We start from the raw sequence: 11,031 nt of genomic DNA, 5'->3' as shown, positions 1-11,031 counted from the left end.
AGACCGAGGTGCTGCGGATGGCCGCTGACGGCGCCGAGGCCCCCGACATCGCGGGCCGGCTGTATCTGACGGTGGGTACCGTACGGAACTACCTGCCGTCCGGGTCGCTGAAGGTGGCGAAGGAGCCGTAGGAGGCGCGCTCGGGGTGCAGGCCGGCCAGCCGTTCCTGATCCGCGCCGTGGTGGGTGACGTCTCCGCCCTCGTGGCCGTGGAAGAGGCCGCCTGCGTCGTGGAAGATCTCGCTGACCTCGATGCCGCGGCCGGTGAGCTCCGCTCGCGCCTCCTCGATGTCGGAGACGATGAGGTACAGGCCCTGGAACGAGCCGGGTGCGATGGGGGTCATCCCCTCGCCGAACATGATCGAGCACTCCGAGCCGGGCGGCGTGAAGTGCACGATCCGGATGTCCTCGCCTGCCGTGTAGTCGACGTCCAGGCGGAAACCGACCTTCTCGTAGAAGGCCTTGGCCCGGTCGATGTCGGAGACGGGCAGCACGATCATTTCGAGCTTCAGATTCATGGGGATGTCCTTGTTTCTTGACGTCGGTGGATTACCGCCCAAGGCGTCACCGGTTCAACAGGTAGTGGTCGCAGCCGGGGCGCCTCGTTGCCCCACGGCTGCTGCGGCGGACGGCGGTGACGGCCGGAGGGGGTGGCTCGTCCGCGGCGGTCCGGCCTGACACGCTCCTAAGCGACCGTGAGCACGATCTTGCCCTGGATGTGCCCCTGGGCAGCGCGTTCGTGCGCCGCCCGGGCATCCTCGAGCGCAAACGTGCTGTCGATCGCGACGCGGACCGTGCCCGCGTCGAGCAGGCGTCCCAGTTCGGCGAGCTGCGCGCCGTTCGAGCGGACCTGGGTGCCCGTGACTGTGACGCCCAGCTTCACGGTCTCCTCTTCGTCGAATTCGCCGAAGAACACGGGGAACTGGGAGCCGCCGCGCTTGAGCGTGCGCAGGAAGCGCTTGCTGTCGGGGCCACCGACGGCGTCGAGAACGAGGTCGACGTCGTGCACGAGTTCCTCGGGACGGCTCTTGGTGTAGTCGATGAACTCGTCGGCGCCGAGCTCGCGCAGGAACGTCTCGTGGGCGCCCGACGCCACCGCGATGACACGGGCACCCTTCCATTTCGCCAGCTGTAGCGCGAAGTGCCCCACGCCACCCGCGGCGCCGTTGATGAGCACCGTCACGTTGGCGTCGAGTGGCACCGGACGATGCTGCGCCGCCTGGAAGGGCGACGGGTGATCGTGTCCGAGCTCGATCAGGAACTGCCACGCGGTGAGCCCGGCCATAGGCGCCCCGGCGGCGTGCACGTGATCGATGCCGGCCGGCTTGAGTGCGAGGTCCGACGCAGGCGCGGCCACGTACTCGGCATATGTGCTGCCATCGAAGCTGGGGAAGCGAAGGAGGCCGAAGACTTCGTCACCGACGGAGAGACCGTCCACATCCGCGGCGACGGACTCGACGACGCCCGACAGGTCCGTCCCCGGAATCACGGGCAAGCTGAACTTCGGCCTCGCCTTCGGAGGCAGGTTGGACATCCCGTCGCGCAGGTACCAGTCGGGGGGGTTGATGCCGACCGCGTGCACGCGAACGAGCACCTCACCCGCCCCCGGCTCGGGAATCGGCACCTCGTCGTAACGCAGAACTTCAGGGCCGCCGTGCTCATGGAGCCGGACCGCCCTCATCGTGTGTGTCGGCATTGGTTTTCTCCTGCCCGCGCTGCGGGATAGGCTTATTCGGATCAGCGATCCACGTAAACGGACCACTGATCCGAATATATGGACCACTGATCCGGAAGTCAAGGGGGACAGATGCGGGCCGACGCCAGGAAGAACCGCGACCACCTGCTCGCAGTAGCGGGCATCGCCATCACCGAGCAAGGCGTCGACGTGTCACTGCGCGACATCGCGCGCAGGGCCGATGTCGGGCTCGCGACGCTGCTGCGTCACTTCCCGACGCGCGAGGCGCTGCTCGATGCCCTGCTCCGCACGAGCTTCGACGAGCTGACGGCAAAGGCAGGCGCCCTCGAGACGTCCAGCTCGCCCGACGATGCTCTCGTTTCGTGGCTACGCGACTGCGTCGCGTGGACAACCGAGTATCGGGGCGTGACCGTGCTGATGGCCGCCGCCATCGAGGACACCGAGTCCGCACTCCACGCTGCGTGCGTCACCCTGCGCGCGGCCGGTGCACGGCTCCTCACGCGTGCCCAGGCCGCGGGCATGGCGCGGACCGACATTGATGGCGCCGATTTGTTCGCGCTGGTAGCGGCGCTCGCTTGGCTCGGCGATCAACCCTCGCTCGCGCCACGCGCCGATCACCTCTTCGACGTTGTCGCGAGCGCGATCCTGACCAGCACAGCGAGCAGCGATGCCGAGGGGGAACACCGCCCTCGCGCCCATAGCTGAAATCTTCGCGCACGCGGACCGGTGAACTCGGCCGCGCGCTCGGCAGGAGCGGATCGACGCCGAGTTCGCCAAGGCGGTCGACGTCATCGGCATCGAGCCCCGCTCCCCGGGAGCGGACCGCGACCGCCGCGAAGCGGCTGACGAAGGCGGAGGCGCGCCGGCTGATCACGCCCTGGTCGGCACCTGACGGTCGGTCCTGCCCTCCGTCGTCGTCCTCGTCCAGCTCGGGCGCGTCCGGATCGCGCAGGGGCCGCAGCCCCCGCCCGGCCTCCTGGCTGCGAAATTGAACTGGGAGCGGCCCATGAAGTTGATGTGCCTGTCCTTCAGCGGAGACAGGCGGGCCACGTCCTCGTCCTTGAGGTCGTGGCCCCGGCGCGGAGCTGGGCGACGGCAGCGTCGAGAGAGCGGGTGGTCCAGAGCACCACGGCATTGAGGACGAGCCCCAGGCCGGCCAACTGATCTTCCTGCCCGTCGCGGAATGCCTGCCGGATCTGGCCCCGGCCGCCGTGGCAGACGGCGCGAGCAAGGCGGTGGCGGGATTTCTGGACCGTGAGCTGCCGGTTCATCAGGCGGCGGTAGGTGCCATCCATCGGGTCGACCAGGGAGAGCAGATGCATGGTCTTGTCGATGCGCCCGTACTCGGCGAACGTGGCACCGAGCGGGGTGGGGTGTCCCTCGCGGCCGAACATTCGCAGCAGGTCGTAGGCGCGGACTGGTTGGTGATCAACGACCCGGCCACGCGCAGCATGTCCGGCCAGTGCGTGGTGATCCGCTTCAGGTTCACGCGGTTGCGGGCGACGGCTTCCAGCGACCCGTAGCCTCCATCCGGCTCCTGGCCGTTCGGCACCGCCACGTCCCCGCGCCAGAACCGCTGGCACGGGGACGCTTCGGCCGGGCCGCACCCCGGGCAGGTCAGATCACTCTCCGGAGTCGATGGTGGGCCGGCGCAGCTGCACCTCGGCGCCGGTCTGCTTGAATGATTCTGCGGACACCGGAACGAGCACCGCATCGCGGTGGAAGTCCCGCAGGTTCGTCGACCCGCAGCTGATCATCGTTGAGGTGAGCTTCGCCCGGGTCCGCTCCACGTTGTCATACAGGCTGCCGGCGTAGGGCACGTAGCCGTCGACTCCCTCTTCGAAGACCATCTGGCCACGCTGACCGTAGCGGGCCGCGTTCTGCGCGCGCCGCGAGCCCTCACCCCAGTACTCCTTGTACCACTGGCCGCCGATCTGCAACTTTCGCGACGGGCTCTCGTCGAGCCGGGCGAAGTAGCGGCCGAGCATGATGATGTCCGCCCCCATCGCCAGCGCCATCGCCATGTGTGAGTCGTTGAGCAGGCCCCCGTCGCAGCACAGCGGCACGTACTCCCCGGTCTCCTGGGCGTAGGCGTCGCGTGCCTGGACCACATCGAGCAGTGCGGAGGCCTGCCCGCGGCCGATGCCCTTCTGCGCTCGGGTGGTGCAGATGGCCCCGCCGCCGATCCCGACCTTCACGAACGCCGCGCCTGCATCGGCCAAGTAACGAAAGGCCCGGCCGTCGACGACGTTCCCCGCACCGACGAAAATGTCGTCCCCGTACGTCTCCCGGGCGAACTCGAGGGTATTCGCCTGGTATACGGAGTGGCCGTCGGAGGAGTCCAGACACAGCACATCTGCACCGGCCTCCACCAGAGCGGGAATACGGTCCTTGAAGTCACGGGAATTGATACCGGCGCCCACACGCAGACGCTTTTCGCTGTCCACGGTCGCACGGTGATACGTCTTGTGGGCCTGATAGTCTCTCTTGAGGACCAAGGAGACGACCCGGCCGTCCTCGAGCACCGGCAGAACGTCCAGGTGGTGCTGCCAGATCAGCTCGTTCGCCTCGGACAGCGAAACCGAACCCGGCGCGGTGACCAGACTGTTCCGGCCCCGCATCCGGTTGCGGGCGGCCTCGGAAGCTCCGTGACGCTCCAGGTGGAAGTCGTCGAGGCTGATGATCCCCAGGAACTCGCCGTCCGCTTCCCCGCTCTCCGTGACCACGGCCACGCCCTGCTCGGTGTCGGCCAACTGCCGGGCGACCTCACCAAGAGGCGTCTGCGGCGCTACGGTGACGTCGCTGGTCCGGAAGCCGGCCTTGTGCCGCTTCACCGCCAGCACGTCCGCGACCTGGTCCTCAATCTGCTGATTCTGGTGGATGAACGACAGACCGCCGACCTGCGCCAGCGCTACCGCCAGCGTCGGTGACGACACCGCCTGCATGATGGCGCTCACCATGGGGGTGGCGAGCCGGATTCCCGGCTCCTCGCCTACTCGGTGACGCACCAATGGCGCCCCGAGATCCACATTGTCCGGCGTGCAGTCTTCTGTGGTCAGGCCCGGAACGAGGAGGTACTCACTCAGCGTGCGAGAAATCTCGGGGAGGATTTTCACGTCGTCTCCAGAAAGGAGCCTGCGCACCGATCAAGGCAGATTGGCGAGGCTCGTACGGGCAGTGCGGATCGACGCCGGCCGGTAGCGCACTGTCGGAAGAACGCGCTCTGGACATCCTGAGAGCGGGCGCACCCGGCGGGGCAGTGCTCGCACGCGCAGCCGAATCGGCAGCTGAGGCACGACAGACCCGAATCTGCACGGTGCTGCACAGGCGCTGACTTCCATTACGCCATACGGGATCGTAGCGCACTGTCCGTGTTCACCCCGTTGGCGTGCAGCGCGTTGAGAGTTGAGAGTGGCATGTCCCCGCCGAGCTCGGCATCACCGGCTTACGGAGCGAGGGGCACCCGCTTGCGTAGGAGTTGGAATCCTGCGCGGCCGGACAACTGGCGCTCGAGCAACTTGATGCGGATGACGTGTTCTTCGACGACGCCGGCGCGCTCCGGGGCAGGGTGAGGCCGGCGATCACGGCGTCGCCGTCGCGATCGATGCCTGCGGCGAGGGTGTGCAGGCTGGGCAGGTCGTCCTGGCGAACGGCATCGAGCCACTGTGGGAGCCGCTCGCCTTGGCGCTCGGTGAGCATCTGCGCGAAGGACCGGACATGTCCGGTGAGGGCTTCGAGTTCGGGACAGTTGGCCAGAGAACCGGCGGACCCACAGGCAGAGGACCACCAGCCTTCCCGCACTGGGCACATCGGCGGGAAACCGTACGCAGGAGCTGTGTATGTGGCACGGCTGCCCAGTCCGGACACGCTGCAACGTCTCTTCCACGACGCTGAACTGTCAGCCACAGCCAGGACGAAGCCGATCACTCTCAGGCAACTCACCGCGAAAACAGGGCAGTCGGACCAACCCCTCCTCCGCCCCGGCCGGCAGGGGCGCGCCACCGCCCTGGGGGCCACACACCACACCACTGAGAGAAGGCAGTCGGCCGGCCGAGCGTGGTCGGCACCGGCTGCGTGGTGCTGTCGGCCGGATTTGCCGGGGGTGAACCGATTGAGCTGTGGGTCCGTATTACCTGGACAGCGGCAGGGGCTTGCCGCACAGGGCCTTGACTGGGGAGGACGCGATGACGCTGCGGTGGAGTGAACGGGCGGCCTGTCGTAGTGCGGATCCGGAGGAATTGTTCTCCAAGGCACCGCAGCAGAAGAAGGCCAAGGCGGTCTGTGTCGCGTGTCCGGTACGGATCGACTGCCTGGCCGAAGCGCTGGACAGCCGGGTCGCGTTCGGGGTGTGGGGCGGCATGACGGAGCGGGAACGCCGCACGCTGCTGCGCCGCAAGCCTGGTGTCACGTCCTGGCGCAGCGTGCTGGAGGGTGCTCGGCGCGAACACGAGCGCCCACGCGCCGGCTGACCGCCCGCCGGTCTCCCGGCGGGGTATCTCCGACGCTGCGCGGTCGTTCCCGCCGCCTTCCGGCAGCCGCCGGAAGGCGGCGTCCGGGGTGGCCCGCCCGCTCCGTTCCTGTCGCGGAGGCCGGCCGTTGTCCTCCGGCACGTCAGGTGCGGCAGACGCGGTGCCGGTCATCGTCCCTGAGGGCTACCTGGCCACGGCGTCCGGGAACGCCTGATACCGACGTCCCGTCGTGAGAACCGGACCGTCAGCAGTCCCTGTCCGGGCATCTGGCCGGCGGCACTGTCAGTGCGGCTCCATAGGCTGCCTGGCATGGTCCGTTCCAGGAAGCGACGGGGGTAAATGGTGCGCAGGCCGGTCGAGGGCGACGTTCATGTTCACTACGGCCAGATCTACGTCGAGAGCGATCCGGACAGCTTCGGCCCGGACCTCGCGGAGGCGTTCGCCGGGCAGAGCGCCGGGCTGTGCGGGGCGGCGATACCCGGCGCGCTGTGGCTGTCGACCGGGCTGCACACGGGCAACGTCGGATTCAGCGTCGAAGTGCACGATCAGGCCCCGCCACTGGATGTGGTGTGGGAGGAGGTCGTGGAGGTGTCCTTCCGCCCCGTGTCGGGCAGCAGCGCGCTTGTGCAATGGGCAGGCGAGGTCTCTTGGGAGCTGGATCTGGAAGAGACTGACTACCGGGTGCGCTACTGCGCGAAGGGCATGGACGAGGCATCCCAGCAGGACACCCGACTGGACAACGAGCCCCAACTGGACTGCTACCTCCTGCAGTTCTGGCCCGCTCAGCCCGCGCCGGACCGAGTTCTGAAGCAGTCCTCGGCGAGAGCCGCGTACTGGCACGACTACGCCCGCCGGCAGCCACCCCCTCCCACACCCGCAGAACGCGCCGAAGCCGAACGCCTCGCCCGCCTCGCGCAGGAACAAGCAGAAAGAGAACACCAGCTCGCCTACGAACGATGGGACTGGGGCGGGCAACTGCCGAGCCAGGCCCTGCGCAACGTCGATGGCAACGTGCGCGGCCTGCTCCGCTTCGACCCGGCCCTCGTCCACGCCATCGACGTCATCGGCCCCGCCGGCCAGCGTGCGGTGGCCCTGTTGGCGGCGCGCCGCGCATGCGAGGCAGCCGGTCTGACAGAGCTGGGCTGGATCGCCGCCGGTCTCACCGCTCTGGCCCAGGGGAGCCCGCTGCCGCCACCCTTCGACGACCCGGCCCGCGTGTGGCAGGCCCTGGAAGCCGACCCACGCGTCCCCGACAGGACCGTCGGCCGGCCCATCCCGCCAGGGCAGCCTCCCTTCCTAGCACCCGCCCGCGACGGCGCGCACACGCTGATGCCCAAGCCCGAGCAGACGCCACAGATCGTGGGCCCTGCGGCCGCCGAGGTGAAGTTGCCGAGCCGGCCCGGACCGCCGACGCCGCAGCCCGACGAAGCGACGCCGTACACGTTGACAGCCACGATCGGCGTGCCGGACCCGTCCTTGCGGATGTCTCAGCCGCACATGGCCGTCCCTGCTCTGCTGGGCGCCGCCGAAGCCGACCCGCTGCAGTCGGCCCTCGATGCGGTGTACGCGGCCGTGGCCACCTACGGCGAGGACTATCGGACACTTCTGCGGGAGGTTTGGTCCGCCTGTCAGGGGTGTCCGTAGACGCATGCGGCCCACCGTGTGGCCCCCCGACACCGGCAGCAGCACCGCAACCCCGCTGAACGCCGACCGCTTCGCCAAGGGGCTGCAGATCACCTGGCGGTGACAAACAGCAGCGGGGCGGCGGTAGCCCCGGCAGTCCGGCGTGGCTGCCGACGTGGGTGGCAGTACGGCCCCGATCGCTTGGACCAGCGCTGGACGCGAGCGCATGCCCGGTCGCTCTGAGGTGCCCTCCCGGGCGCTGTCGAACTGCCACCAGCCGGGCGGCTGTTCCTCAGCCGCCCAAACGGTCAGCGTCCGCTGTCCGCACACTGCGCCCTGGTGGCTCGCGACGGAAACCATCCGGCAGGGGAGTGTGTACTGGCTGCCTGCGCGCAGGCTGATGGCCAGTTCTGGGCGCTTGCGTGTGTCGCCGTCTGGATCGGCAAGAGGTGTCCTCACTGAAGCACCGCTGCTCAGTGGATGACGGAGCCGCAGCTCAGTTTGACGATGGTTCGGGTGATCGCACCGGCGGCCGCCCAGAGGACCCAACAACCGCCTGGCCCGGCCCCGTACGACAGGACGCCCGCACCACGCCGATGGGCGCGGGCGCCCTACTGTGTGAGGGGCACCGCGTTCATCCGACCGGCAAGGAGCATCAGGCCGTGAACGTCGAGATCCCCCCGCTCATACGCGACACCGCCATCCAGCTCGGGGCCGGCGCCCCCTACGCGCTGCCGACAGAGCCGCTGCCAACCCCGCGCTACGGCCCGCCCAGATGCATCGCATCCTCACCAACGCCGACTTGTGACTCCGGGCGGCGCGAGCCGCCCCAAGTCCCGCACTGGAATCGGCGTGGCTGGAGAGGGGGCGGCCACGGGCGGAGACCTCGGCCAACTCCCGCACCTCCTCGCATCAGCAAGCCCTGCCGATGCGAGGCCAGTTCTCGTGGAACCTGAGTTGGCCGGGGCGTCGAGAGCACATGCCACATGGAACTCTCGGACGAGGTGCTGGATGGACGATTGTTGAACGTCTCCAGCGCGCGGCGACCCCAGGGACGCCGCGCGCTACCTCTCAGACCGCGATCCGCTCCACGGGGATCCACAGCTCCGCGTCCGCCTGTGTCGCGTCCTGCGACAGCCGGGTCCGCAGGATCTCGGGCCCCGGCCGGCTGCGGTACGGATTGGACGGGAACCACTGCGTGAACACGTCCCGCCACAGGTACTGGAGCGCCTGCGGAAACGGCCCAGAGTTCTCGAAGACGGCCCACCTCCCGGCCGGGGTGGTGAGCGCGTCCATGTCCTCAGGCACGGCGGCGCGGGTCACCACGCCGTGGTAGTAGTCGAGTTCGGTTCCCTCGGCGCGACTGGCGTCCAGATTGTCGCTCACCGAGACGATCCCCTCCGGCTCCTGATCGGACAGGCTCTGGATCCGCTGCAGCGTCTCCTGGCCGATGCCCCGGATGAAGGCGGCGATGGCCGGGTTCACCCCCTCGTGCACGAGGGGGACGCGCGCCTTCCTGCCGACCACACGGAATTCCTCCTTCTCCACGACCCTGTACCGCATGCTGCTGCTCCCTTCGACGATGAGGCGGAAGGACATCCGTGGCTGGGACTGCAGACTCGCACCGACCCGCCTGGCCTCGCCGGGGCCGACGCCGTGCACCGCGCGGAACGCTCGCGCGAACGCCTCCCCCGAGGTGTAGCCGTAACGCACCGCGACCTCCAGCAGCGTCCGCTCCCCGGCCAGCACCTCGGCACCCGCGACCGTCAGCCGCCTGCGCCGGATGTACTCCGACAGCGGAATCCCCGCCAGCGCGGAGAACAGCCGCCGGAAGTGGTACTCCGACGTCACCACGATCCGCGCCAGGTCGGACACCTCGATCCGCTGATCAAGGTGGCACTCGATGTGCTCCATGGCCTGGTTCAGCCGCTCCAGCACCCCGGCCTCCTTCCTTTTCAATCACTCACGTTAGGAAGGAACCACCCTGCCGGACCCGACATCCTGTGCCCGGTCCGGTCGGGTACGCCAGGCCCCCGACGGCCCGCGCGCACCACACCTGCACCGCCCACGACGGACACAGGCGCCGTGACCGTATCTCGTACAGGGTGTAGTTCGAGGCTCACGTGGCCCGTTCGGTTTCAGCCGTGGGGGTTGTATGAGCTGCCGCGAGTGAGCCCCTGCTTGCTCGGCGGTCACGCGGAATCGCTGAGCCGCGTTGCGCATCACCGTCTCGTCCGGCTCGCCCAAGGGCGACTCGGTCCGTCGGCCCGGGCGGAAGGCAGCTGTTTCGGGTGAGGGAAGGCAGCGAACGCGGTGAGTGCAGGCGGCGCTTGAGGTGGGCGGGTTGTGGTGGCGGTCGTGTCGAGGTGCTCGGCGCGAGGGCCGTGCTTGGGGGCTGCTTGGGCTGGGCCGAGCTCATGTGTCCTGGCCGTCGGCAGGATTGCCTGCCCGGTCTGTCGTCGACATGCCAGAACGGTGTCCCGCCCCCTGGGTCGGATCAGCGCGGGTGGTGGCCCCGGAAGCGCCGGACTCCACCGCGAAGGCGCCCCGGAACGCATTCTGTGGACCGGCGTTGGGTCCCCTATGCGGAGGCCACTACTTTCCCGGCTGTGACCTGGGGAGGGTTCGGGAGCAGTGAGGCGAGGTTGTCCCGCACATACTCGGCCGCCTTCGAGACCGACTCCTCGGCACCGGCCTCGTCCTGGAAGACGCTGGTCGAAACCATCACTCCGTTCCCGGCATCGACCCAGTAGTAGGCCACGAAGCCGGAGACCTGGCGCATGAGCGGCACGAATCCCTCGTTGACGAGGCGTCCCGCCTCGGCCGGGTCGGTCACTCCTTCGTACCGCCGGACTGCTGCGTACATGGCCATCTCCTCGCGGGTTCCGGGTTCGTCTTCTGGGACGCCGTACCCCTATGGCTGCTCGCTCGCCCGCGAGGCGTCCGGCAATCACCGGAAGGGCCGCCTTTGGTGATCCGAACGGCTGCTTCCGGTCCGGACACCGGCGCCGGCGCCTGGCACCCCGCGGCCGCTCTCGGTGTCGAGCCGGACGACCACCTGCCGACCGCGCTGCTGCGGGCCCTGAGGCCCGTCGAGAAGGGGGCCGTCCTTGCTTGTGCAGACCCTGCTGTGGGGCCGATGCCGCGTGGCGGGCGGGCGTCGTTGTCCGTCTCTCCGGGCAGCACCGAGAACGTCATGGCGCTGCCACTCGTTCTGGTGGGCCATGACGTGCCGTGGACGTGA

General features: G+C 68.9%; 9 protein-coding genes and 2 pseudogenes. 5 read left to right on the top strand and 6 right to left on the bottom strand.

Annotated elements, in window-relative coordinates:
- Window positions 1–131: pseudogene (locus ABZ208_RS30280) on the top strand (DNA-binding response regulator); the annotation flags it as partial.
- Here the strand turns inward: ABZ208_RS30280 and ABZ208_RS30275 are convergent.
- On the bottom strand, window positions 89–517 hold the full coding sequence (locus tag ABZ208_RS30275; protein ID WP_356912634.1) for a VOC family protein: 429 nt from the start codon (window positions 515–517) through the stop codon (window positions 89–91). The pseudogene ABZ208_RS30280 and the gene ABZ208_RS30275 overlap by 43 nt on opposite strands.
- Before the next feature lie 167 nt (window positions 518–684).
- On the bottom strand, window positions 685–1,695 hold the full coding sequence (locus ABZ208_RS30270; protein ID WP_356912640.1) for an NADP-dependent oxidoreductase: 1,011 nt from the start codon (window positions 1,693–1,695) through the stop codon (window positions 685–687).
- 111 nt (window positions 1,696–1,806) lie between these two features.
- Here ABZ208_RS30270 and ABZ208_RS30265 point away from each other — a divergent pair, with 111 nt between their 5' ends.
- The gene (locus ABZ208_RS30265) at window positions 1,807–2,400 is read left to right on the top strand and encodes a TetR/AcrR family transcriptional regulator (protein ID WP_356912633.1); all 594 of its coding nucleotides are present in this window, start codon (window positions 1,807–1,809) and stop codon (window positions 2,398–2,400) included.
- 217 nt (window positions 2,401–2,617) lie between these two features.
- Here ABZ208_RS30265 and ABZ208_RS30260 read toward each other — a convergent pair.
- Both ABZ208_RS30260 and ABZ208_RS30255 read right to left on the bottom strand, forming a co-directional pair.
- A pseudogene (locus ABZ208_RS30260) lies at window positions 2,618–3,217 on the bottom strand (Tn3 family transposase); the annotation flags it as partial.
- A gap of 100 nt (window positions 3,218–3,317) precedes the next feature.
- Window positions 3,318–4,811, bottom strand: coding sequence for an IMP dehydrogenase (locus ABZ208_RS30255; protein ID WP_356912632.1), 1,494 nt, complete (start codon window positions 4,809–4,811; stop codon window positions 3,318–3,320).
- Between the two features lie 1,068 nt (window positions 4,812–5,879).
- Between ABZ208_RS30255 and ABZ208_RS30250 the strand changes: the two genes are divergently transcribed.
- Complete coding sequence (locus ABZ208_RS30250; RefSeq protein ID WP_356912631.1) at window positions 5,880–6,164, top strand: WhiB family transcriptional regulator; 285 nt, start codon at window positions 5,880–5,882, stop codon at window positions 6,162–6,164.
- 339 nt (window positions 6,165–6,503) lie between these two features.
- Window positions 6,504–7,808 carry a hypothetical protein gene (locus ABZ208_RS30245; RefSeq protein ID WP_356912630.1) on the top strand — a complete coding sequence of 435 codons (1,305 nt, stop codon included), beginning with the start codon at window positions 6,504–6,506 and terminating at the stop codon, window positions 7,806–7,808.
- A 1,050-nt stretch (window positions 7,809–8,858) separates the two neighbouring features.
- Here ABZ208_RS30245 and ABZ208_RS30240 read toward each other — a convergent pair.
- Together ABZ208_RS30240 and ABZ208_RS30235 are read right to left on the bottom strand one after the other, a co-directional pair.
- Complete coding sequence (locus ABZ208_RS30240; RefSeq protein ID WP_356912639.1) at window positions 8,859–9,725, bottom strand: AraC family transcriptional regulator; 867 nt, start codon at window positions 9,723–9,725, stop codon at window positions 8,859–8,861.
- Between the two features lie 643 nt (window positions 9,726–10,368).
- Window positions 10,369–10,653, bottom strand: a complete 285-nt coding sequence (locus ABZ208_RS30235; RefSeq protein ID WP_356912629.1) for a hypothetical protein — start codon at window positions 10,651–10,653, stop codon at window positions 10,369–10,371.
- 105 nt (window positions 10,654–10,758) lie between these two features.
- Between ABZ208_RS30235 and ABZ208_RS30230 the strand changes: the two genes are divergently transcribed.
- Window positions 10,759–11,031, top strand: coding sequence for a hypothetical protein (locus tag ABZ208_RS30230; protein ID WP_356912628.1), 273 nt, complete (start codon window positions 10,759–10,761; stop codon window positions 11,029–11,031).

This window comes from Streptomyces sp. NPDC006208 (assembly GCF_040613775.1).
Lineage (GTDB): Bacteria > Actinomycetota > Actinomycetes > Streptomycetales > Streptomycetaceae > Streptomyces.
This window is presented reverse-complemented; position numbering and strand designations above follow the sequence as displayed.

What these genes read in the sequence shown, in the direction of transcription:
- ABZ208_RS30275 (WP_356912634.1), bottom strand. Translation starts at nt 517, where the DNA reads ATGAATCTGAAGCTCGAAATGATCGTGCTGCCCGTCTCCGACATCGAC.
- ABZ208_RS30270 (WP_356912640.1), bottom strand. Translation starts at nt 1,695, where the DNA reads ATGCCGACACACACGATGAGGGCGGTCCGGCTCCATGAGCACGGCGGC.
- ABZ208_RS30265 (WP_356912633.1), top strand. Translation starts at nt 1,807, where the DNA reads ATGCGGGCCGACGCCAGGAAGAACCGCGACCACCTGCTCGCAGTAGCG.
- ABZ208_RS30250 (WP_356912631.1), top strand. Translation starts at nt 5,880, where the DNA reads ATGACGCTGCGGTGGAGTGAACGGGCGGCCTGTCGTAGTGCGGATCCG.
- ABZ208_RS30245 (WP_356912630.1), top strand. Translation starts at nt 6,504, where the DNA reads ATGGTGCGCAGGCCGGTCGAGGGCGACGTTCATGTTCACTACGGCCAG.
- ABZ208_RS30235 (WP_356912629.1), bottom strand. Translation starts at nt 10,653, where the DNA reads ATGTACGCAGCAGTCCGGCGGTACGAAGGAGTGACCGACCCGGCCGAG.